This is a genomic window from uncultured Methanobrevibacter sp. (genome assembly GCF_902801725.1).
Taxonomy (GTDB): Archaea; Methanobacteriota; Methanobacteria; order Methanobacteriales; family Methanobacteriaceae; genus Methanocatella.
The window spans coordinates 1-23,917 of the sequence record NZ_CADCJB010000028.1 but is presented as its reverse complement, the minus strand read 5'-3'; the positions used below and the strand labels follow the sequence as shown (position 1 = coordinate 23,917).

The 23,917-nt window shown below is 35.6% G+C and carries 26 protein-coding genes; 16 read left to right on the top strand and 10 right to left on the bottom strand.

Annotation, left to right across the window (positions count from 1 at the left end; all coding sequences use genetic code 11):
- Both QZV68_RS07235 and QZV68_RS07230 read left to right on the top strand, forming a co-directional pair.
- Positions 1-247: oligopeptide/dipeptide ABC transporter ATP-binding protein (locus QZV68_RS07235; protein WP_363137133.1), on the top strand; the 247-nt coding region annotated here is incomplete at its 5' end.
- A 1-nt stretch (position 248) separates the two neighbouring features.
- Entirely contained in the window at positions 249-863 is a 615-nt protein-coding gene (locus QZV68_RS07230; RefSeq protein ID WP_296880003.1) for an ABC transporter ATP-binding protein, read from the top strand.
- Here QZV68_RS07230 and QZV68_RS07225 read toward each other — a convergent pair.
- The 7 genes from QZV68_RS07225 to QZV68_RS07195 form a co-directional block, all read right to left on the bottom strand.
- Complete coding sequence (locus tag QZV68_RS07225; RefSeq protein ID WP_296879989.1) at positions 860-2,233, bottom strand: MATE family efflux transporter; 1,374 nt, start codon at positions 2,231-2,233, stop codon at positions 860-862. The two genes, QZV68_RS07230 and QZV68_RS07225, sit on opposite strands and share 4 nt — an antisense overlap.
- An 89-nt stretch (positions 2,234-2,322) precedes the next feature.
- Entirely contained in the window at positions 2,323-4,638 is a 2,316-nt protein-coding gene (locus QZV68_RS07220) for a cation-translocating P-type ATPase (protein WP_296879988.1), read from the bottom strand.
- Positions 4,639-4,653: 15 nt separating this feature from the next.
- On the bottom strand, positions 4,654-5,034 hold the full coding sequence (locus QZV68_RS07215) for a helix-turn-helix transcriptional regulator (protein WP_296879986.1): 381 nt from the start codon (positions 5,032-5,034) through the stop codon (positions 4,654-4,656).
- 109 nt (positions 5,035-5,143) lie between these two features.
- A complete protein-coding gene (locus QZV68_RS07210; RefSeq protein ID WP_296879984.1) occupies positions 5,144-5,581 on the bottom strand; it encodes a C-GCAxxG-C-C family protein in 438 nt (145 codons plus the stop codon).
- Between the two features lie 19 nt (positions 5,582-5,600).
- Positions 5,601-6,323 carry a nitroreductase family protein gene (locus QZV68_RS07205; RefSeq protein WP_296879982.1) on the bottom strand — a complete coding sequence of 241 codons (723 nt, stop codon included), beginning with the start codon at positions 6,321-6,323 and terminating at the stop codon, positions 5,601-5,603.
- Positions 6,324-6,423: 100 nt separating this feature from the next.
- Positions 6,424-8,613, bottom strand: a complete 2,190-nt coding sequence (locus QZV68_RS07200; RefSeq protein WP_296879980.1) for an ABC transporter permease — start codon at positions 8,611-8,613, stop codon at positions 6,424-6,426.
- Between the two features lie 309 nt (positions 8,614-8,922).
- Entirely contained in the window at positions 8,923-9,627 is a 705-nt protein-coding gene (locus QZV68_RS07195) for an ABC transporter ATP-binding protein (RefSeq protein WP_296879977.1), read from the bottom strand.
- 154 nt (positions 9,628-9,781) lie between these two features.
- Between QZV68_RS07195 and hisA the strand changes: the two genes are divergently transcribed.
- From hisA to pyrI, 5 genes are read left to right on the top strand one after another with little or no spacing between them, the layout of a single operon-like run.
- Positions 9,782-10,519 (top strand): 1-(5-phosphoribosyl)-5-[(5-phosphoribosylamino)methylideneamino]imidazole-4-carboxamide isomerase, encoded by a 738-nt coding sequence (hisA, locus tag QZV68_RS07190; protein ID WP_296879976.1) that lies wholly within the window; start codon positions 9,782-9,784, stop codon positions 10,517-10,519.
- Positions 10,520-10,523: 4 nt separating this feature from the next.
- The gene (locus QZV68_RS07185) at positions 10,524-10,985 is read left to right on the top strand and encodes an FAD synthase (RefSeq protein WP_296879974.1); all 462 of its coding nucleotides are present in this window, start codon (positions 10,524-10,526) and stop codon (positions 10,983-10,985) included.
- Between the two features lie 12 nt (positions 10,986-10,997).
- A complete protein-coding gene (gene argC / locus QZV68_RS07180; protein ID WP_296879973.1) occupies positions 10,998-12,020 on the top strand; it encodes an N-acetyl-gamma-glutamyl-phosphate reductase in 1,023 nt (340 codons plus the stop codon).
- 18 nt (positions 12,021-12,038) lie between these two features.
- Positions 12,039-12,533 (top strand): flavodoxin, encoded by a 495-nt coding sequence (locus QZV68_RS07175; protein WP_296879970.1) that lies wholly within the window; start codon positions 12,039-12,041, stop codon positions 12,531-12,533.
- A 6-nt stretch (positions 12,534-12,539) separates the two neighbouring features.
- Entirely contained in the window at positions 12,540-13,016 is a 477-nt protein-coding gene (pyrI, locus tag QZV68_RS07170) for an aspartate carbamoyltransferase regulatory subunit (protein WP_296879969.1), read from the top strand.
- Between the two features lie 4 nt (positions 13,017-13,020).
- Here pyrI and QZV68_RS07165 read toward each other — a convergent pair whose 3' ends face one another.
- The gene (locus tag QZV68_RS07165; RefSeq protein WP_296879968.1) at positions 13,021-14,229 is read right to left on the bottom strand and encodes a GMC family oxidoreductase N-terminal domain-containing protein; all 1,209 of its coding nucleotides are present in this window, start codon (positions 14,227-14,229) and stop codon (positions 13,021-13,023) included.
- 119 nt (positions 14,230-14,348) lie between these two features.
- On the opposite strand from QZV68_RS07165, the gene QZV68_RS07160 reads away from it, so the two are divergent.
- From QZV68_RS07160 to QZV68_RS07145, 4 genes are read left to right on the top strand one after another with little or no spacing between them, the layout of a single operon-like run.
- Positions 14,349-15,719, top strand: a complete 1,371-nt coding sequence (locus QZV68_RS07160) for a TldD/PmbA family protein (protein WP_296880000.1) — start codon at positions 14,349-14,351, stop codon at positions 15,717-15,719.
- Complete coding sequence (locus QZV68_RS07155) at positions 15,719-16,276, top strand: TIGR00296 family protein (RefSeq protein WP_296879966.1); 558 nt, start codon at positions 15,719-15,721, stop codon at positions 16,274-16,276. Before QZV68_RS07160 ends, QZV68_RS07155 begins: the two co-directional genes overlap by 1 nt.
- An 8-nt stretch (positions 16,277-16,284) precedes the next feature.
- Positions 16,285-17,310 (top strand): NOG1 family protein, encoded by a 1,026-nt coding sequence (locus tag QZV68_RS07150; RefSeq protein ID WP_296879965.1) that lies wholly within the window; start codon positions 16,285-16,287, stop codon positions 17,308-17,310.
- 36 nt (positions 17,311-17,346) lie between these two features.
- A complete protein-coding gene (locus QZV68_RS07145; protein ID WP_296879960.1) occupies positions 17,347-18,570 on the top strand; it encodes a nucleotide sugar dehydrogenase in 1,224 nt (407 codons plus the stop codon).
- Positions 18,571-18,714: 144 nt separating this feature from the next.
- Here the strand turns inward: QZV68_RS07145 and QZV68_RS07140 are convergent, their stop codons facing one another.
- Both QZV68_RS07140 and QZV68_RS07135 read right to left on the bottom strand, forming a co-directional pair.
- On the bottom strand, positions 18,715-19,557 hold the full coding sequence (locus tag QZV68_RS07140) for an aldo/keto reductase (RefSeq protein WP_296879959.1): 843 nt from the start codon (positions 19,555-19,557) through the stop codon (positions 18,715-18,717).
- 218 nt (positions 19,558-19,775) lie between these two features.
- Complete coding sequence (locus tag QZV68_RS07135) at positions 19,776-20,369, bottom strand: Hsp20/alpha crystallin family protein (RefSeq protein ID WP_296879958.1); 594 nt, start codon at positions 20,367-20,369, stop codon at positions 19,776-19,778.
- A gap of 601 nt (positions 20,370-20,970) precedes the next feature.
- Here QZV68_RS07135 and QZV68_RS07130 point away from each other — a divergent pair.
- The 5 genes from QZV68_RS07130 to QZV68_RS07110 all read left to right on the top strand — a co-directional run bounded on the left by QZV68_RS07130 (position 20,971) and on the right by QZV68_RS07110 (position 23,773).
- Complete coding sequence (locus QZV68_RS07130) at positions 20,971-21,246, top strand: hypothetical protein (RefSeq protein WP_296879957.1); 276 nt, start codon at positions 20,971-20,973, stop codon at positions 21,244-21,246.
- 464 nt (positions 21,247-21,710) lie between these two features.
- Positions 21,711-22,016, top strand: coding sequence for a nucleotidyltransferase domain-containing protein (locus QZV68_RS07125; protein ID WP_296879954.1), 306 nt, complete (start codon positions 21,711-21,713; stop codon positions 22,014-22,016).
- Position 22,017: 1 nt separating this feature from the next.
- Positions 22,018-22,377, top strand: a complete 360-nt coding sequence (locus QZV68_RS07120) for a HEPN domain-containing protein (protein WP_296879998.1) — start codon at positions 22,018-22,020, stop codon at positions 22,375-22,377.
- A gap of 750 nt (positions 22,378-23,127) precedes the next feature.
- Complete coding sequence (locus QZV68_RS07115; protein WP_292818152.1) at positions 23,128-23,361, top strand: hypothetical protein; 234 nt, start codon at positions 23,128-23,130, stop codon at positions 23,359-23,361.
- Complete coding sequence (locus tag QZV68_RS07110; protein ID WP_296879950.1) at positions 23,339-23,773, top strand: PIN domain-containing protein; 435 nt, start codon at positions 23,339-23,341, stop codon at positions 23,771-23,773. Before QZV68_RS07115 ends, QZV68_RS07110 begins: the two co-directional genes overlap by 23 nt.
- Positions 23,774-23,917: the final 144 nt, after the last annotated feature.

Here is a 23,917-nt window from a genome sequence, read left to right as displayed (position 1 = left end):
AGAAGACTTCACAGGAAACGGAGAAAACCTACTACACCCATACACAAAAGCACTATACAAAGCACTGCCTGCAAACGGATTCGAACTGACAAAAGGACACCAACCACTACACGGCGAAATACCAAACGGATGCCCATACTACGACAGATGCGAAATGAGATTTGAAAGATGCAAAAACGAACGGCCACAACTTATCGACCTAGAAAATAAAAAAGTCAGATGTTTTAAATATGAAGGAAGTGAATAAGATGGAACTTATCGGTTCGAATATTTCATTTAAATACCCCTCAGCTAAAAAATACATATTGAAAGATATTGACATATATCTGGACAGCAATAAAGTTACTGGTTTAGTTGGAGATAGCGGAAGCGGAAAGTCAACACTGTGTAAAATTCTCTCCGGACATATACCGAAATTTGATGGCAGAGTAACTTTAAACGGTCAAGACCTCCCTAAAAAGGAGTTTTGCCCAGTTCAGTTAATATATCAACATCCAGAAAAGGTTATGAACCCTAAATGGAAAATGAGTGACGTATTAAGCGAATCATGGGAAGTTCCGGATGACCTCCTTGAAGACTTCGGTATTCAAAAATCCTGGCTCACAAGATTTCCACAGGAATTGTCCGGCGGAGAACTTCAAAGATTTTCAGTCCTAAGGTCATTAAATCCTAAAACAAAATTCCTGATTGCAGACGAAATGACAACAATGCTCGATGCAATTACACAGGTGCAGATTCTAGATTCAGTATTAAAAATTGTCAAACAAAGAAACATGGGATTTTTACTCGTAAGCCACGACATGGATTTAATCGATACAATCTGTGATGATAAAATCTATTTAAAGGATATTAATGGTGCTTAGCCATCATTAATATTTATTAATTTTTTAACATATCTGTCTGCCCACACCATTGTAATGTTGTTCGATACGACTTCACCTAAAACAATACCCATCCATGCACCCCATACGCCATAACCTAAAATTACGCCCAACAAAACTGCAAAAAATATTGTAAATCCTGTTTCTCTCATGATTGTCTGAAACATTGCAGTTAAACCTTTTCCGACACCCTGAAAAACATAGGTTGAAGCAACACCGACTCCCATTGTCGGATAATAGATTACAATCCATGAAAGAAAACTGGTCAATTCACCTAAAATCCTTACGCTGGAACCGCTTGAAGCAAAAACCGAAGCAATATCCCCTGCAAAAACATTTGTCAAAACAGCTACAACAAATCCTATAATTATGGATATCTTCATCGCATACCTATGGGCAACCTGAATATTTTTATAGTTTTTTGCACCATAATTTGCCGCAACAACACTGATTAGCGCCGTTCCGATTGCCAAAATTGGAGTCGTTCCTATAACCACTATTCTCCATCCTGTTGAATAAACAGCAACGGAATCCGTAGATGACAGGAATGCAAGAAGTGCAGAAAAGACTGCTGCAAAAAATGCGTTGTTTAAAAGCTGAATGCTTGCAGGAATTCCAACCTTAATGATATCCATGGCAATGTCCTTTTTATAACTGAAATTGGACATAACAGGATTTAGGTAAGTGTCCTTTTTAACATAAAACCAATAGCATAAGACCAATATTACAAAAATGGAAGATATCAGCGTTGCAATGGCCGCCCCCTTAACTCCCAGATTCAATGTGTAAATAAAAATCGGGTCAAGAACCATGTTTAGAATAGCTGAAAGCATCATGGCATACATAGGCCTTGTCGAATCACCTTCACCTCTGTAAATTCCATACAATGCGTTTGAAAATATTATAAATATTGAACCTAAAACAATTAGATTCCCATAATCTGTTGCATAAGAAATTGTTTGACCCACACCCATCGCATTCAATATCGGAACAAGCAAGACCCAAAGAAGAATAGTTATAATTATTGATAAGATAATATTTATTAGGATTGAATGAACTGAAGCATTATTTGCCTTTGATTTATTGTCTTCACCAACATATTTGGATATTGCAAAGGAAGCTCCTGCTCCAAGGCCGTTTCCAAAACCAACCAGAATCATGAATACTGGAGTGAAAAATCCAACTCCTGCAAGAGCATCAGCACCCAAACCGGACACCCATGCAGCATCTATGAGATTATAAAGACTGGAAATCAGTAATGAAATAATCAAAGGTATAGACATGCTTATTAATGCTTTTTTAGGATTTCCAAGCATTATATCTACACTTTTTGAATTATCATTACTTTGCATAAGTAAATATTAAAATCTATTCAATATAAAATTAATTATTAAACGAATATTCATCTGTTCGAATATTAAAAAAAAAGAAAAAAAAGAAATTAGAATAGCGGATCTTTCACCATTCCAATTCTAAATGAGTTTAGGATAACGAATAGTGTTAAACCCAAATCTCCGAAACCAACGGACATCATCAATGTGATAATACCCATTATCGCAAGTATTACACACAATAACTTTATTGCAATCGCAAGGGTAATGTTCTGTTTAATGATTCCCATTGTTTTGTGGCTTAATGAAAACAGGTATGGGAGCTTTGAAATATCGTCCTGCATCAATGCCACATCTGCTGTTTCAATAGCTACGTCAGAACCTGCTGCACCCATTGCAATACCTATATTTGCACGTGCAAGAGCCGGTGCATCGTTGATACCATCCCCAACCATTGCAACATCACCAAATTTGTTCCTAATTGTATCCAGGAGATTTAATTTGTCTTCAGGCATCAAATTAGCATAAAAATGGTCAACTCCAATTTCAGACGCCACACTTTCAGCCGCCAGTTTATTGTCACCTGTAAGCATAAATGTTTTAACGCCATGACCTCTTAAATCAGCTATGACTTCAGGCGCATTGTCTCTTATCTTATCGGATACTGTAATGACACCCAATACCCTTTGAGCGTTTCCAACAAAGATTAAAGTCTTACCTTCTGCAGAGTATTTGTTTATTTCCTCTTGTGAAATGTCAAAGCTTGATCCTTCAATCAGTGACTCGTTTGCAGCATAGAACTGCTCGCCATCAATATTTGCAATGATTCCCTTACCAGTGACATTTTTAAAGTCTTCAACTTTTTCAAAAGATATGTTATTTTCATCAGCATAGTTTACAACTGCCTGAGCGATAGGGTGTGAAGACTCGGATTCAATGGAGGCTGCAATTTTTACGATATCGTCAGTAGAATAATTATCATCCAAAACTTCAACATCACTTAATTTGAGTTTTCCTTCAGTTAAAGTTCCAGTTTTATCAAGAATGACTGCCTTAACGTTACGCATTTCCTCAACATAAGTACTTCCCTTAATGATAACACCATTTCTGGCAGCGGAAGTGATTGAAGACACCATACCGACAGGAGTTGAAATTAAAAATGCACAAGGGCATGAAATTACCAGCAGTGACAATGCCTTATAAACCCAATCAGACAGGTTCTGACCGAACAGAAACGGTGGAACAAGTGCTACGATAATTGCTCCAACCATCATTACCGGAGTGTAATATTTGGCAACCTTTTCAACCATTGACTCTGTTTCTGACCTGTTGAGCTGTGAACTTTTAACCAAAGTTACGATTTTTGAGATAACTGAATCCTTAGCGGCAGTGGTTACTTTAATTTCAAGATATCCATCTTCATTTACTGTTCCTGAAAATACATCGTCGCCGACTTGCTTTAAAACAGGAACACTTTCACCTGTAATTGAAGCCTGGTTGATTGAAGATGAACCTGATATGACTTCACCGTCCAACGGCACTTTGTCTCCAGGCTTTACAATGACAATTTCCCCAATTTCCACATCATCGACGTTTTTAATCTCTTCCTTATCCCCTACTTTGACCCTTGCAGTATCAGGGGCAATTTCAACAAGTGCTTTAATTGATCTTTTTGATTTATATTCTGCATAGTCTTCTAAAAATTCAGCAATATAGTAAAGGAATGTTACTGCTGCACCCTCTTCAGGATGACCTATGATAAAAGAGGCAACACATGCAATACACATAAGCATTGCTGGACCGATTGTATGTCTTTTAACTAATGATTTATATGCTAAGATTGCAATTTCATAACCTGCAATAACAGCACCTGCCATATAAGTAAGAGTTATGACAGTCTGACTGAATGAAAGAAATTCAAAGACATGACCCAAAACAAACAATATTCCGCTTGCAACCATGATTTGAATTGGTCTGTTATATATTAGCGGTTTTCCTTCAGCCAGTAATTCACCGTCGTCATCATCGTCATCGTCATCTGCACAATCAGGACAACCACAAAGACTTATATCAGCATCATCTTGCCCATGATTGTGGTCATGATGATGTTCATGATCGTGATTATGGTCATGTTCGTGGTCATGCTCATGACTATGCTCATGATTGTGGTCATCGTCATCTGCACAATCAGGACAACCGCAAAGACTTATTTCAACATCTTTGTCGTAATCGATTTCTTCTCTATGATCGTATTTACTCAAATCAGTATTTTTTTGAAATTCTGTTAATAGCTGCTTGTCATAATGCTTAGGATTTTCACAGCGAACATCCTCACATTCCGGATTAAAACAAATATAGTTATAATGTTCGGGATTACGACAGTTTTCATCGGCGCAATCTGAATCATAACATCTATTTTCTACCATATTACCACCAATTTACTATTCCAATATATGTTCGAAGCCTACCTTGTAAATCATTTCAATGTGTGAATCTGTCAGTGAATATCGGGCCATTTTCCCTTCCTTTTGATATTTTACAATATTGTTTGCACGTAATATCCTTAACTGATTGGAAACTGTTGTCTGGTTTAATTCCAGTGCCTCACAGATATCACAGACACACAAATCTTCAACACATAGCAGTGAAATAATTTTTAATCTTGTAGGATTTCCAAATATTTTAAAAAATTCTGATAAATCTGAATATATCTCTTCTGAAGGCATTTTCTCCCTTACACGAGCAACAGCATCTTCATGAGATACGAATACTTCACAGACATCATCATTTTTATTTTCAAATTCATCATTTTTCATTGTCATCACATATATTCTCCAATTACATATTATAACATGCAACATATTTAAATGTTGTCATATCATGATATTGTGATATGTTATTTGGAAAAAAATAAAAGATAAATTTTTAGGATTAATCCCTAATCAGATCCTCAACAATCAATGTTGCGGATTCAACCATTTTAGGGCAGACTTCAGTGAAAAGATTATTGTTTACAGCATATTCTATTCCTTCTTCTGTTTTTAAATCACAATTTAACAGTTCATTGCAGATATACGAACCGTTGAGAGATTCAAATCTTTCCAAGAATTTCACGCACATCTTATCAGTTTTCAGTTTGCTTTCAACATCACCGATTTCACATTGACCATACTTTAAGCCAATAACCATCAATGCACCGCTGCAAGCCCCACAGACTTCACCTTTGCGCATTCCACTGCCAAAGCATCCTCCGATTTTAAGAGCCTGCTTTTCATCAAGCCCCAATTCCTTAGAAAAACTAGCGAATACTGCCTGTGCACAGTTAAATTTTGATTCAAATAGCTTTAACGATTTTTCAACATACCTCATAATAATTCTCCCAATATACTCATATAGTGAAAGTTCCTTCAAAAACCTTGCCACTCAACTTCTCATGATGGCCTTCTGAAGCAAATTTGAAGGATTCTTCATTTGCAACGTACATATGAGCCAATGCAATGCCCATATCAACCTGATTCCATACATCCGTCTTTTTATTCAAACGGAATTTCGGCCTGTTTCTGTAGAGATTATAGCTTCCATCATCATTGTGTGTAAAATACCATGTTTGCGAGTTTGTAGCTGACGGAGCGAGCCGTGCAGGAATTAGTTTGCTGTCACGCTCATCTGAAATTTCACAGATGATTTTTCTTCTAAACTGACTTGAATTGCGATAGAGTTCGCCCTGAGGATTTCCGAATGCAATCATAATTATATACTCCTGGCCGTGATTTGGATTTTCATATTTTTTAGGACCTCCCGCACCAATCCAGCAGGATCCGATACCTCTACTTTGCAAAAACAAATCTGCCTGCTGAAATATGAACCCAACATTTTGAAGGTAGTTGTCCTTAGGCTGTGAAAATATCAAAATATAATGAGGAGCCTTGAACCTCTGAAGGGTTCTTACATTATCCCTTCCGACAATATCGTAACTCCATTCGATATCCGGATTCAAAACAGCTGCATTGTCAATGAAATGCCTTATTTCTTCTAATGTTTCTTCAGCCAATGGTGTTTTATCGTATTTTCTGATTGATTGCCTTTTGTATATTGTTTCTTTAAGATTCATATTATCGACGTTCCCCCAAGAGCTATTTTCATATTAATCTGTAAATTATTTAACTTTTTGCACATATATTTCCTGACCACAATTTTAGTGTTAACAAAGATTATTCAACATCCTTAAGTGCTTCAACCATATCAAGGTCCCTGATTTTATCTGAAAACATTAGGTTTACCCCAGTGGATATTGTAAATGTGATTACTGCGCACAATATAATATTTCCCCATGTTAATGTCGGAACGTAATAAAGGGAATCCCCTGCCGCATTCATCATCAGAGTCATGAAATAGAATCCGAGAGGAATGCCCAGAACAAACCCTATTGCCGTGAAAATCACGTTTTGAGTCAAAAGTATTTTCCTCAATTCATTTGTTCCGAATCCCAAAACCTTTAACGTTGCAATTTCTCTTTCCATTTCAGTGAATGAGAGTATTCCCAAATTGTAGAGAACCAGAATGGCCAGCACAACCGCAACGAATGTAATTACAGAAACCATCATCATCACTGAAATTGTCATCATATCCCAGCTTTCCTTTAAATCAGAGATTGTTGTGACCGATTTTATCGATTCAAGATTTTCTCCATATTTTTGGTCTGTCAAAATATTTGTAGGAGTGAAATTTAGTCCCTGGTCATCTAAAGTATCAGGAGACATTATCAAACCCTGAGAGATTGGTTCTGCATGAATCTGACCTATCTTTGAGGTTACCCACTCATCATCCCCAACTATATGCCATCTGATTTCATCACCCTTTTTCAATCCGAACTTTTTGGCAAGCTTAAGGGAAATTGAAACAACACCTTCATCTATATCAATCGGATTTCTATTCTTATCAGTATATGATATCAAATCTGTGTTGTTTGATACCAGCAATGCTACCGTGTCCTCCTTATCATTGGCCTTGATTTCAATGGATTGCTGCATGATAAAACTGCCGTTACTTTCATTCAAAGCATAGTATAGCTCCATAGGATTTGCATTGTTGGAAATCTGGAGTTTTGACTCGAAATGGCTGATGTCATCATATTCCCATGATTTCAATTCCGCCAGACTGTCATTCATACCGAATGCAGCAATCAAAAGAGCGACACATCCCATAACCCCAACGATTGCCATGAATGCTCGAAACTTGTTTCTTCTCGCATCTCTCCAGTTCCATCTGAGATTAAAGTTTAGATGTTTCCAAAACCCAGATTTTTCAATTAAAGTTTTTGAGTATTCCTTTGGAGCCTTTGGCCTCATTGCATTTGCAGGATTTTCTTTTGAAATTCTCCTGCATGCAAGATATGTTACAAAAACAGACAGAATTACCATCGCAATAGCAATATATACGAAACTCATGTCAAATCCGGGATACCATATTGGCATGCTGTAATTTGTAGCCATTGATGGATAGAACATTCGCGGAATAATTACCGGTCCGGTTACCAAACCCAAAAAGGCACCTGCCAAAACAGGGAAGAATGCATATGAAATATAATGCAGCATTATTGATGTGTCCTTAAATCCTACCGCCTTCAGTATTCCAATTTGAGTTCTCTGGCGTGCAATGATTCTTGTCATTGTAGTCAGAAGGGTGAGGAAAGTAACCAAAATGAACACTATCGGAAAGACGTCCCCAATCATCTTGTGCTGGGCCATCTCATCTGAAAATTTGGATACACTCAAATGGTCCTCCTTACGGGTCAATGACAGATAGCTTAATGATTCGTCCAATTTATCATTGAAATCATCGTCAGACATGTTGTATTTGACAAGAATAGTATTATATTCCAAAGTTCCAGGATATGCATTATGAGAAAGGTAAGCAAAACCCATCTGAGAGAAATCAGGAGTTAATGAGCTTGGAGAGGTTTCATAAATATATTCCGGAGAGTAACCTATTCCCTTTATTTGCTTGGTGATGCTTTGATTGTCAAATTCGAATGTTATATTGTCGCCGACTTTCAATTCCCTTGCATCCGCAAATCTTTTATCTAACCATACTCCTGAATCATCACTTGCATTGAAATCTTCACCTTCAATTGAATAGAATTTCGACACCGTTCCGCTTTGCGTGAAATGCAGCGTTATGTCTGGCTTTCCGTCCATATCAGCCACTGACTTTACCACATCCTGCCTGTCTGTCTGGGTTGAAAAATCGCTTATCTTGTCAATTGCAGAATCATCGAAATCCGTACCGTAAATCCAAGCATCAGCCAGATTGGTTTGATTGTAATACTCATCGGAAGTTTGCACCAGCCCATAATACTCAGCATATATTCCGCTGTATGCAAATATGCCTATAAATGCCATTAGAAATATCGCAATAAACTGCGCCCTATTGATCCTGATATCCCTCAGCATTTTTTTAAATAATGACATGATATAATATATGAAAAATTAAATATAAAAAACCTATTTTAAATTGATGAAAGCATCATTTAAAACATTGGACTCCCATAAAGAAATGACAATAATAGTAGACAAATTTCATTAACATCAATGACTGAAATATTTCATCCACATTAAAAATAGAGATATATATGAAATTTTAAAAAAAATTAATTTGAGCGAAATAATAAAACAGCCAGTTTAGAGATTTACCTCCAACAAGCAAAAAAGTCACCATTCCAAATCATTTACCTTCTTCGGATTTTCATTAATGACTATGCTTTCAATCTGACCGTTCTTGATTCTTATGACCTTGTCTGCCGCTTCAGCAAGAATAGCATTGTGAGTGACAATGACAACAGTAGTATTTCCACTATTGCTCATGTCCTGAAGCAGTGTTAAAATCAAAACACCCGTTTTCGAATCAAGCGCGCCTGTAGGTTCATCACATAAAAGCATTGTAGGCTGTTTTGCAACAGCTCTTGCTATTGATACCCTTTGCTGTTCTCCACCGGACAGCTGTGCAGGGAACTGATTGGCATGATTTTTAAGGCCAACAGAATCCAGGACACTCAAAGCGTCAATGTCCACATCCACGATATCCTTCATAAGCTCAACATTTTCTCTGGCAGTCAGGTTTGGAATCAGATTATAGAACTGAAAAATGAAACCAACATTCTTTGCCCGGTAACTTGTAAGCTGGTCATCACCGAACTGCTCCACATGGCTGCCGTCGACAATAATCTCACCGGATGTGACAGTATCAAGGCCACCCAACAGATTCAGGAGCGTTGACTTGCCCGCACCGGATGGTCCAAGAATTACAACAAATTCCCCCTCATCAATCGTGAAGTTGACATCATCCATGGCCTTCAGAATATGATCGCCGGTCTTGTAAATCTTATCAACATTTTTAAATTCAATAATTGTGCTCATCAATATTTATTATATTGGAATTCATTTAAAATTGTTTTTGTGATGAAACTTTATTGGCATTTTTTCAGCAAAAAATATTCCAAAATAACAATACATATAAAGTATTTCAAAACAAATAGTTATATTATAATAAAATATTACAGGAAAATTGTAAATGTCATTTAAAAAAGATGAAATGTTGATAATGCCTGCAGTTGACATTAAGAATGGAAAGTGCGTGCAGCTTGTTCAGGGCGAACCTGGAAGTGAAATGGTTGAAATAGAGAATCCTGAAAATGTTGCAAAACATTGGGAGGATTTGGGAGCGAAGAATATCCATGTAATTGATTTGGACGGAACCATCAATGGAGTGGCCAGCTTCGACATTATCAAAAGGATATTGGACGAAGTCAGCGTTCCAATTCAACTTGGCGGAGGAATCAGAAGCGTTGAATATGCCCGCCAATTGCTTGACCTTGATATCGAAAGGATAATCATAGGAACAATGGGAATCAAGCATCCCGAAACCATAGAACAACTTTCAAAAGAATACGGCTCTGAGAGAATCATGATTTCACTTGACAGCAAAGACAACAGAGTCGTGATAAAGGGTTGGCAGGAAAAAATCGACAAAAGCCCATCCGAGCTGTCAGCAGACTTTAAGGACCATGGCGCAGGCAGCATCCTGTTTACTAATGTTGATGTGGAAGGTCTTTTGGGTGGCTTTTACACAGAGCCTGTAGAAGAGCTTAAAAAATCTGTAGACTTGCCTATTGTATATTCCGGAGGAATAACAACAATAGACGACATTAAAAAATTAAATGAAAGCGGTGTGGAAGGAGTAGTAATCGGTTCTGCACTTTATACTGATAAGATTGATTTAACTGCAGCTTTAAAATATCAAAAGAGGTAATTGAATGAAAGTAATGGCGACCGGAACATTTGACATACTCCACCCCGGACATGGAGTTTATCTTGAAGAGTCCAGAAAATTAGGTGGAGAAGATGCTGAGCTTTATGTTGTTGTGGCACGTGATGCAACAGTTGAGAGAAGAAAAAGAGTGCCTATTGTTGGAGAAGACCAACGTTTAGAATTGATTAAAATGCTAAAACCCGTAACTGACGCTTATTTAGGTGATGCAAACGGTGACGTTTTCAAAATAGTGCGTGAAATCGACCCCGACATCATCACCGTCGGCGCTGACCAGGACCATGATATCGGCAAACTGCAACAGGCCATTGACAAAAGAGGCCTTAAAGCAAAAGCAGTTCGCATAGAAAAATATCGTGATTGTGAACTTGACAGCAGCTGTAAGATCATTAGAAAAATAGAAAATACAGATTTCGAAGGAAAAATTTTAGACCACTGCGAAGATTAGGAGAGAATAGAAATGTTTAAAGTAGCGATTGTAGGAGCAAGTGGATATACTGGCGGAGAACTTTTAAGAATGCTTTTAAACCATCCGGAGGTTGAAGTTAGCGACATCACTTCAAGACAGTACGATGGCACACCAGCACATAAAATTCATCCCCACATAAGAGATTCAGGACTTGTATTTACCAATAAAAGTCCAAGCGAATTAGATGTTGATGTTGTATTTACTGCAACCCCTCACGGAGCATCAATGAAAATTGTACCTGAACTTCTGGAAACAGGTGCAAAAGTTGTTGACCTCAGTGGAGATTACAGATACAGAGATACAGCAGTATATGAAAAATGGTATGGAATGGAGCACACTGACAGTGAAAACAAAGGAGCATTCGGACTTCCGGAGCTTTACCGTGACGAAATTAAAAAAGCCAACCTTGTTGCAAATCCAGGCTGCTTCCCGACCGGAGCAATCCTATCATCTTATCCTCTCGTTAAAAACGGACTAGTTGACAGGATAGTTCTTGATTCAAAATCAGGAGTTAGCGGAGCTGGAGTTAATGCATCCTCAACCACACATTATCCAAACATTGCAGACAACATCAACCCATACAAGATTACAACACACAGACACTCATCCGAAATCAAACAGGAATTACATGGATTTGACGAAGTCGAAGTTTCATTCACCCCTCATCTTGTGCCTGTAATCAGAGGAATTCAAACTACAAGCCACAGCTTTTTAAATGATGAAAATAAAGATATTACACCAGAAGAATTGAGAAAACTATACAAAAAGGAATATGGCGAAGAGTATTTCATCAAGCTCATGGATGAGGGAGAAATACCTCACTTGAGTTCAGTCAGAGGATCCAACTTTGTTCACATCGGAGGATTCGAAATAGATGATACCGGAAGAATTGTAATGCTTTCAGCTATCGATAACCTTGTCAAAGGCGCATCCGGTCAGGCAATACAAAACATGAACATCATCTTAGGCATTAATGAACAAGCAGGACTGACACACTTCGGCCTTCATCCTTAATCATTAGGAGATTATAAAATGGCAACTTTAATACTTTATTACTCACAGAGAGGAACAACAGATTTGGTTGCAAAAACATTAGCAAAGAATTTGGATGGACATCTATTAAGAATACATGATTTGAAAAATCGTGACGGACTCACAAACAGACTGTTCGCTACAATCAGTGCATTCAGAGAAGAAAAAACTGAAATTAGACCTGCAAAAGTGGATTTAACCAATTACGATACAATATACCTCGGCTCTCCGACATGGTCCGGAAGCCCTACACCTGCGATAATAACACTTATCGACAGGTGCAACTTTACCGGAAAGGACGTTGTTCTGTTTGCCACAATGGATGCGAATCGTGGAGACAGCAATCTCAGGAGACTTCAGGAAAAAGTCAAAATGCGCGGAGCCAGAGTCATAGAATGCTTTACCATCGCAACTAAAAACAAAAGTCCTCAACAATTGGTGAACGATACTGAGGCAATCATTGAAATGAAAGACTTGAAAATGTATAAAAGGTAGATTAAATTGACAAAGGACAAATCAGAATTGAAAATCAAAGCTATTGAAAACGGTACTGTAATCGACCACATTACAGCCAACAAGTCATTGCACATCCTCAAGATTTTAGGTCTTCCCGATGAAGAGACACGCAATGTCACAATAGCCATGAATGTTTCATCCAATGAGATTGGCAGCAAGGATATTTTGAAAATTGAAAACAGGGAATTGGATCCTTCGGAGCTTAATCAGATTGCTTTGATAGCTCCAAAAGCCACCATCAACATTATTCGAAACTTCGAACCAATAAAAAAAGATAAAATAATACTTCCGGACAGGATTACATCAATCATCAAATGTACCAATCCGAAATGCATAACAAATTACGAAAATGAACCGATTACACCCTTATTCAATGTAATCAACAAGTATCCTCCAGTGGTCAGATGCCACTACTGTGAAAAATTAATAAAAACAGAAGATATCGATAAACAATTCGAATAATCTTCTATTTATTCAATATATAATCTGCCAATCTTTTAGAGAGTGCAAGTATTGTTAATATCGGAGGTTTTCCAGGTGATATTGGCAATACGCTGGCATCACTAACATACAAACCTTCTATTGAAGTTTCCTGATTTGAATCAACTATTTTTCCGATTGGGGCTGTTCCACCGGGATGCGCACCCCTATAAACTGTCGAACCTATGGTGTTTGGGTCGACTCCTGCCTTTTCCAGGATGAATCCAGCTGTAGCAACGCCTTCCGCAAGGTATCTTATATCATTGATTGTGTTTATCTTTACAACATCACCGTCATCGCAAACGAATCCCCTGCATTCATCTGCAGTCTTTACCATGATGCTCAATATGTCCTTGTCCTCTACAGAATCATCAGGAATGTTTGCTCGAATAAATGATGAAAAATGAGGAGAGAGAACAAAGTTTTTGCCTATAACCAAACCCGCCATCTGAACTTCAGTATTGAAATTTATATCCTTTATGTATCCTCCAACGCTTACAAATGGGTCAAAGAACAGTTCACGACCGGCATCTTCAATTCCAGAACTTCTTAAAATCAGTGTGGATCCTATTGCTCCGGCAGCCAGGATTACAGTGTCTGAATAAACTGACTGTTTTTTGTCATCCTTAATATATTCCACACCTGTTGCCTTTGAGTCTTTAGAAATTACCCTGACTACTTCAGCATCACATATCAGTTCGGCTCCTGCTTCGACGGCCAAATCGACAAAATCCTTTCCGGACCATTTTGCATTTACAGGGCATCCGAATGCACATTTTCCGCACTGAATGCAGTCTTCCTCTCTGATGGCTTTAGGCATTTTCATAGTATTTAAACCCAATTCATGTCCTGCGTCCAAAAACGCCCGAGTACCTTTTCCTATATGAGAATCATCAAGTTGATGGACTCCCACCAATTCTTCAACATACTCATAAGCGTCTGTCAAATCTATGCCATATTCCAGAAACTCTTCATCCAATGCCCTAACCATATTTGACATTGAAACGATTGACGCACCCCCGATGCATGTGGTTGTCAGCAAATCCACTTCATCGGAATATTTATCATAATACTTGAATGCGTCGCCTGAATTTATATAAGGTCCTTTTTCTAAAATTGTAACCGGCACATCATTTCTTGCAAGTTCATATGCCAAAATTCCTCCACCTGCACCGGTACCTACTACAATAACCATTTCATCACCAAAATTTTATTTTAATATAACAATTGATATATTTACATTCATAATATAAATAACTTTTATTATATATGTTGCACAATATAAATATTAGATTAATAATTATGAGGGATACGATGGAAGAATACATGAATCTATTCGAAAATGTGATTAAAAAGACAATCCCCAAAGCAGATTACATAGATATTAGAGCCGGAATGAGTGACAATACTTCCATATTAATGAAAGATGGAAATGTAGATGAGATTAACACCGGAATGAGTTTAGGCGCAAGAATCAGAGTGTTAAATAACGGCGCATGGGGTTTTGCATACACAACAGATTTATCAAAATTAAATGAAATAGCAGATACTGCCATTCAATTATCCAATTCACTTACAGGAGACGTGAAGCTAAGTGAAAGTGAGATTATCAAAGACAATATGGAAGTGGACGTCAGGATACCCTTTAAAGACATTTCAATAGATGAAAAAAGCAATATTTTAAAGGAAGCAAATGATGCCGCAACCATCGAAAAGGTCAACAGTACCACAGTAGGATATGCGGACAACGTGATTGATGAGATATTCATGAACAGCGAAGGCAGCGAAATCCAAACAAAAACAAGTAAGATAAGGATGGCTCTGAACGCATCCGCAACCGATGGCGAAATAATACAATTCGGACACGGAAGCATAGGGGGCGTCAAAGGATTTGAGGCCATTGCTGATGAAGATATTGAAAAATTCGGACGGGAAATTGGTGAAAAAGCCGTGAGATTGCTTGACGCTGAAGCGGCCCCATCAGGGAAATTCCCTGTGATAGCCGACCCCCAATTGACAGGAGTACTCATACATGAAGCCCTTGGCCATGCCGTTGAAGGTGATTTGATTCTTCAAAACGATTCAATCCTAAAAGGCAAACTCGGTGAAACAATTGCATCAGACATCGTGAACATCTTCGATGATGCAAGCAAAAAAGACGGATTCGGATACTACCCTTATGATGTAGAGGGCGTTAAAACAAAACCGAACCAATTAGTCAAAGACGGAAAACTTATTTCCCTTTTAAATTCAAGAGAAACAGCATCAAAACTGGGAATGAAATCAACCGGGAACGCAAGATCAATAATTGCAGATAAGCCAATCGTAAGAATGAGCAATACATACCTTCAGCCTGGAGACAATACATTCGAAGAACTGATAGAAGATATTCCTGATGGAATCTATCTGAAAGGTTCAAGAGGTGGCCAGGTAGATACCGGAAAAGGTATTTTCCAATTCAATGCTGCTGAAGGATATCTAATCAAGAACGGAGAAATTTTAACACATTTAAGAGATGTTTCACTGTCAGGAAATATTCTGGAAACCTTAAACAACATTGATGCCATTGGAAATGACTTTGAATTAAGCGTAGGATTCTGCGGAAAGGACGGGCAAACCGTACCTGTAGGAGATGGAGGACCACATACAAGAATTTTAAATGCATTAGTTGGAGGAATGGGATAATGATAAGCGATGAATCAGGACAATATTTATTAGACATAGCAAAAGAGACAATTTTACACTATTTGAAAACCGGAGAAAAACTGGAAATACCAGATGATCACCCTGAAGAACTTGATGAGAAACTGGGAGTATTCGTTACACTCAACAAAAACAATAACTTAAGAGGATGCATCGGATATGCTGAACCTATAGAACCGGCAATCGTTGCTACAAACGAAGTTGCCATTGCAGCAGCATTCAACGACCCAAGATTTCCTGCATTAAGTGAAGATGAATTTGAAAGCCTGGACTTTGAAGTTACCGTATTGACAAAGCCGGAAATGATTTATGTGACACAGCCTGAAGACTATTTCGATGAAATAGAAATTGGACGTGACGGACTGATAGTTCAAAAAGGATATTCACGAGGCCTGCTACTTCCACAGGTAGCTGTCGAAAATGCTCTGGACGTGGAAAACTTTCTGGAACACACCTGCATGAAAGCAGGAATCAGTGCAGACAGCTGGATGGATGAAAGCTGTGACGTATACAAATTCCAAGGCCAAATCTTTAAATAGTGATAACCATGATGATACCAACAATACCTACTCCTGAAGAGCTCTTGGACAAGGGATTCAGCAGAGGCAAAAAACAGGCAGACCTGATTAGAAGCCAAAAAATACCAAAACATTTGAAGGGTAAAAGAATTGAGGAAAGAAGAGTAGTCACTTCCTGTCAGGTAATTAAGGATAAATTAAAATCAATCATTGATGCCGTTCCCGAAATTGAAGATATGCATCCATTCTACCAGGACTATATTGACATTACTGTCGGAGTGGATGATTTGAAGCAATCATTAGGTGCACTCAACTGGGCTTATGGAATTATAACCCAGCTAGAAAAGGAATACGGTGCGAAAATCAGGAAAAATCCTTCAGAAAGATCAACAGCAATACAAAAGCAGGCTTACGGAAGAATTTCATCCGTGGTGAACAAAATCAAAAAGGATTTGGATTTCCTCGATTTTGCAAAGCAGAACCTGAGGAACATGCCCACTATCGATTTTGATGCAACAACAATCGTTATAGCAGGTTTTCCTAATGTGGGCAAATCCACACTATTAAGGCAAATCACCGGTGCAGATCCGCAAGTTGCAAACTACCCTTTTACAACAAAGGGTATTCAAATCGGACATACTGAAATGCACTGGAGAAGCATACAGATTATAGACACACCAGGATTGTTGGACAGACCAGTCATGGAAATGAACGATATCGAAATGAATGCTATCGTTGCGCTGGAGCATTTGGCTGATGCAATCCTGTTTATTTTTGATGCATCAGAAACCTGCGGATTCCATTTGGATAACCAGTATAACCTATTGAAGCAAATCGAGAAGATATTTTCTGAAATTCCGGTCTATTACCTGTTCAACAAGATGGACCTGATAGATGATAGGGAATATCTCAATGACTACATTGATGATGAGGACAAATCTATTTTCATATCTGCCATTGAAGGGGAGGGAGTTGATGAAATCAACCGAGTAATCCGTTCAATCAAAAAGATAGACAGAACTCCTCAAGAGGATGATGACGACGAATATTACTAATTAAAATAACATTAAATAATACAAATAGGAATTAAAATGAAAATTACAGTTGCGGGAGTAGGATATGTAGGGCTTTCCCTTGCTGTCCTGCTAGCCCAGAAACATGACGTTACAGCAATTACAACAACCGAATCAAAGGCTGAAATGCTAAATAAGTTTATCAGTCCAATTCAGGATGATGAGATAGAAAGATTTTTCAAAGAAACAAGAGAAGGCAAAAGAAATCTCAATCTTCATACAACCACTGACAAGGAATCAGCCTACAAGAGTGCAGAACTTGTCATTATAGCCACACCAACAGATTATGATGATGCCACTCATTTTTTCAACACATCAACTGTTGAAGATGCTATAGAATGGACTCTTAAGGTCAATCCTGATGTTTTGATGGTAATCAAGTCAACAATACCTGTTGGCTACACGGAGTCCGTGCGTGAAAAGTATGGAATCAAAAACATCATATTCAGTCCGGAGTTTCTTCGTGAGTCAAAAGCGCTTTATGACAATCTCCATCCAAGCCGCATAGTTGTCGGATGTGACGATGCCCAAAAAGAAGAAGGACAGATGTTTGCAGACCTTCTTCTTGAAGGTGCAAGAGAAGAGGAAAGGAGATCAGGCTCTCCCGAACAAGACATTCCAATATTGTTAGCACATCTAACCGAATCTGAAGCAATTAAACTTTTCGCAAACACATACCTTGCAGTAAGGGTAAGCTACTTCAATGAGCTTGACACATATGCCCAAACAAAAGGTTTGGACACACAAATGATAATAGATGGTGTATGTATGGATCCCCGCATTGGCGGACACTACAACAACCCATCATTTGGATATGGCGGATACTGTTTGCCTAAAGACACCAAACAGTTGCTTGCTAATTACAAGGATGTTCCTCAAACCATGATAGAAGCCGTTGTCCATTCCAATTCAGTGCGTAAGGAGTTCATTGCAGACGAAATCATTTCAAGAAATCCTCAAACCGTTGGGGTTTATCGCCTTACCATGAAGAGCAACAGCGATAATTTCCGTGCATCTGCCATACAAGGAGTCATGAAAAGGATAAAGGCCGAAGGAATTCCAATAATCATCTATGAACCTACATTGGATGATGGAAGCGAATTTTTTAAGTCAGAAGTCGTTAATGACGTTGACCGCTTCAAGAACGAAAGTGACGTTATCCTTGCAAATCGATTTGACTCAGACATTCTTGGCGATGTCAAAGACAAGGTGTATACAAGAGACCTGTTTAGAAGAGACTGATTGAAAAATATAGTCTTTAAAACAGAAAAAATTTTTAAAAAAAAAAGCATGAAATGAGGGAGAGTCAATCTCCCCATAAAATTCTAATTTTTCGAAGGAAATTTAATATATGCAAAGCTTTCTGTGAAAGCTAAAAAATCAGTGCTACACGATTTCCGAATTAAAATCTATAACAGTTTCAGGGTCATCATAGTCCATGAAAGGACTTTCCCCAGCGTCCAACTCTTTAATTTTTTTAATATCATCCTTACTTAAGCTGAAATCAAAAATATCAATATTCTCTTTCATTCTTTTGATTTTAACAGATCTGGATGAAAATAAGATGTCCCTATCAACTAGCCATCGCAAAATTACCTGCACCGCATTTTTATCATACTTTTGTGCAATTTCCAAAAGAATTGGATTTTCAAATAAGTTATCCATCCCTTCAGAAAGAGGACCCCAAGCCTGATGACTCACTCCAAGCTCATTCATGACTTCATTTGCTTCATATTGCTGGAAATATGGTGAAGTTTCAACCTGATTAACCTGAGGGACAATATCAGAGTTCATGGTCAAGTCAATCAAACGGGCGGAATTAAAATTTGAAACACCGATTGACAGCAATGTTCCCTCTTTTTGCAAATCCTGCAACGCCCTATATGATCCATAATAATCTCCAAACGGCTGATGTATAAGCATTAAATCAAGATAATCTGTTTGCAAATCCTCCAATGTTTTATTGACTGCTTTCAATGTTTTATCATATCCTGAATTACTGACCCAGTTTTTACTGGTTAAAAATATCTCTTCTCTAGGAATTTCAGATTCATTGATTGCCTGGCCAACTTCTTTTTCATTATAGTAAACCTGTGCACAATCAAATGAAGTGTATCCTGAGTCCAAAGCGTTGAGAACTGCCTCTTTTGTGTTTTCAGGTTCGATTTCATAAACGCCAAAACTCATAAAAGGCATCTTTTCATTATTATTCAACTTTTTATATTTCATTATATCGATTCCTCAATTAAAATATTCTTTAAAAAATTAAGTTAAATATGAATATTCTAAACAAATATTCATAGACAAATTAAATTTGCCAATTCATATTTATTTATAGGATACAAAGATATTTAAAAGTTCATGAAATTCATTAAAAAAATAAGTATTTACAAACGCCAACCGTGCGAATTTAAATTAAAAAAAAAGGGATAAAGAATGCGGAGTGTCTATTCCACATTTACTTTATGTTTTGGTATAATTAATTTTGGAATGCTGATTGTAACCATTCCGTTATTGTGTTTTGCTGAAATGTTTTCTAAATCGATACTGTTCTCAAATCTGATGGTTTTTACACATCTTCCAGATTTTAAGGAACTGCTGATTACTTCAGCCCCATCGTCTTCATCGAATTCTTCGATGTATGGAGCGAAGGTAGCTTCAATAGTAATGTCATTGTCCCCAGCTTCGATTAAGATTTCTTCTTTGTCAATACCTGGAGCAGAAGCCCTTATGTAGTAAACGTCTTCAGTTTCGATTAAATCAACATCTAAACTTTGTACAGTAGTTTTTTTGTAATCGTTGTATTTTTGATCTGCTGCTTTTTGCATGTTTTTGAGGTTGTCTTTAAACTCTTCAATGCTTTTGGATAAATCACTGATTACATTGTCAGCAATGTTTTTGCCTTTTCCTATTTTTTCTTCATAGGTTCCTTTTGATTCATCTTCTTCGTAGTCGAATTCATCTGCAGTTTCTTCAACTTCTTCTTCAAATTCTTCTTTTTCTTCGGCAATTTTGGTTTCGATAGTTTCTTTATCAGCCATTTTTTCACGCTCCTTATTTTGGGTGAATCAAATGATTATATTTTATTTACTTTTTGTTAGTATATAAAGTTTTCTATTAAATTTACTAAAAGTTATTAAAAAGTAATTCTGTTAAACTTTTGTTTTATATATTATTGATGCTTTATTTTATAATAATCACAAGTTTTTCAATTAATAGTATAAATAATGCTTTTTAAATTGTTAAATTTTGATTATATTTATTTTCAATTAGTTAAATTATATTGATTATAATTTTAAAATAACAATTTTTTTAAATGGTGGTGTCAATATTAAACTGCACAAGATTTTTATACAATTAAATGTGATAATAATTATCAAAAATAATTTACATGTGGTGAATATGGGCAATTCACGAATATTGAAAATAATGTTTCCATTGGACATTAAAAGTTTATCAATGGTGGAAAGAGTATGTTCTATGCTAATTTACACTGTTCCTCTCTTATTATTGGCCATATTAACATATATTAATTTAAATGACTTTTTTAGTATTGTAATTTGGATATTATATTGCATTTTCTTTAGTCCTTGGTTTTATTACATTTTGGATTATGAAAGATTGGAAAAGAAATATAAAATCATGTCAGATATTAGATTTGACAATACTTATGAATTTTTGTCTAAATTAATGATATTTTCAGTTCCAGGAATCATTATTGCAATAATTACAATTAGTTATTTTTTAAACCAATTGAATTTAGGAATCATTCTTTCCTCTGCTTTCATTGTACCATCATTGGCATTATACTTTAGAGATGAAGTTTTTAATGATAGAAGTTGTATTGAAGGAGAAAAAATTATTTTAGGTTATATTCCAACATGGTATGGATTGTTAAGTTTGGCTGTGGGAATTTAGGGTTATTTTAATGCATTTAAATTAAGTAACTTAACCCTGGCAATAAATTTAAGTTTAATTACTTTAATTTTTCAAATATTATTTGCCATTCCAGATAAATTCAATAAAATCTTATCATTTGAAGTTAGAAGAAAGAAAGGATGCATAGTACTTTTGATTTCATTAATTATAATATTTTTCTTAATATCTATGATATTAGGTTCATATGAGGTCAATTTTAATAATATTGATTTATCTTTTGAATCAATTATAAGAAAAGCTGTTATGGGTTATTGCTATTATTTTAGTGATACTTTTTGCAATGAAAATTAAAGATATGGATTAAGAATAATATTTTTCATATTAAATTCAGTTCAAAAAATATTTCAATTTAATACTGTGTTTTTGTGTGAAATCGCACTTCAAAAATATTTATTATTAATGAAATTGATATAATTAATTATAAAATTTTTTGGTGATTATCTATGAATAATCGTGTTAAAATTGCTTATGAGTTTGCAAATGCCATTAATTCTGATAAGATAGTTAGAATTATATTGTTTGGTTCTGTTGCTCGTGGTGATGATGGAGAAGATTCTGATATTGATATTTTAATAGTTTCTGATTATTGGGAGGAAATTGATCCCATTATTACTGATGTAGTTGGTGATATTGTTTTAGACCAACAGGAATTAATTTCTCCACATATAATGTCAGTGGATAGATTTAATAACACAAAAGATTATTCATTTTTAACAAACGTGCTTGAGGATGGTGTTGTACTTGTCTGAAGTGGATGAATTCATTTCTAAAGCTAATGACAAATTGATTTCAAGTAAAATATTATTTGACAATCAGCAGTATGCGACATCTGTTAGTGCATCATATTACTGCATGTTTTTAACAGCTAAGGCATTATTGGTTAAAAAAGGATATTATACTAAATCTCATGAAGGTTTGATATCTACCTTTGGTCAAGTTTATGTAAATCAAGGCGATTTTAACCGGAAAATTGCCAAGTATCTCGCACGTGCACAGTCCCTACGTGAAGATGCAGATTATGATTCTGTTGATGGGATTACTGAAAGCATTGCAAAATTATGGATAAACAATGCTGAAGAATTTATGAAGGAAGCTGAAAAGTTTTTATAATTATCTTTTTTTAATTTTGTGGATTGGTAAATTATAATGCTAACTATTTTTTTAGAACTACTAACAGTTTTTATTTTCTTTCTGCTTTGGGTAAAATCTGATCAGTCACCGTTTGTAAATAAAATTTTAAAAATATACTTACATGAAAATGAAATTTCAGATTGCTGAAACTCTGAAAAAAGAGTAACTATGTATTTTTTATATGTCTTACTTTTTGTTACTATATAAAGTTTTCTATTTTTATAACTAAAAGTAATTAAAAATTAATTCTTTTAATCTTTGATTTTTCATATAAATAATGAGTCATTTAATAAATTTATTAAATTATTTTGTTAATATTAAGAATGGAGATTATTTAATGGTTTAAAGTATGCAAAATCATATTTCTTTTTAGTTTAAAATGCTTTTAATTGGATGGTGAGTATACAATTTTGTTTGGAATATTACTTGAGGTAATATTCGATTTAAACAAATTAAATAAGAAATATTGCTGATTACTTGGATTACTAATATTCAAAATATTATTAATATGGAATTTTGTTAGTAGGTGATGTAAACATTCAGTAAAATATAATTGTGTTTTCACACAAAGTCGCACTTCAAAAATATTTATTATTAATTAATCTAAGATTATTTTCATAAATTATTCATTGTGAGTTTAAGAACTTTTGAAATTTAATTTTCCGATAAATTTATATTATTCAGAATATATATTAATAATCAGATTAATCATAATTGATGTGATTTTTTATGAGTTTAGCAAGCAGTAAGTTATACGGCAATGATGAGTTGCACTTGCCGAAAATAATAAAAGAAGAATTTAAACAATTTCCTATAGATGAAAACACAATATTTGAATGGGATATAAAGGATGATGAAATTATTTTAACACCTAGGCAAAAAGTAACGCTGGACGATGTTTTTGGAATGATAGATGATGATGGTGAAGACTGGAATGTAGATGAGTTGGTTTACGATGGCTAAACTATTCATTGACACTTCTTTCATTATTCCAATATTCAAAAGAAACGACACCAATCGTGAAATAGTCCAAAAAAATAAAAATATCTTATTGGAAAATGATTGTTTTATTAGTAATGGGGTCTTGCAGGAAATAATAACTGTCATAATGAAGAAAACCAAAAATATAGAACTAACAAAAAAAGCATATTACTTCTTAGTGGATAACTTTACAATACTTAACGAACAAGACATTGAAAAATGTAATGATCGAGTATTTTCAATCTTTAAAAAATATAATGTTAATACTTATAAAGCCAGTTATATTGATTGTTCTAGTGTTGTTATCGCTAAACAGTTTAATTTAGATTATGTTGTATCCTTAGATAAATTTTTTGAAAAATTTGAGGAGATAACTCTGTTGGAATTAAATTAGATTCCATTCTTATTTTTTAATAATTTAATTGGACATGTAAACTTGTAATTATCTTTTTTTAATTTTGTGGATTGGTAAATTATAATGCTAACTATTTTTTTAGAACTACTAACAGTTTTTATTTTCTTTCTGCTTTGGGTAAAT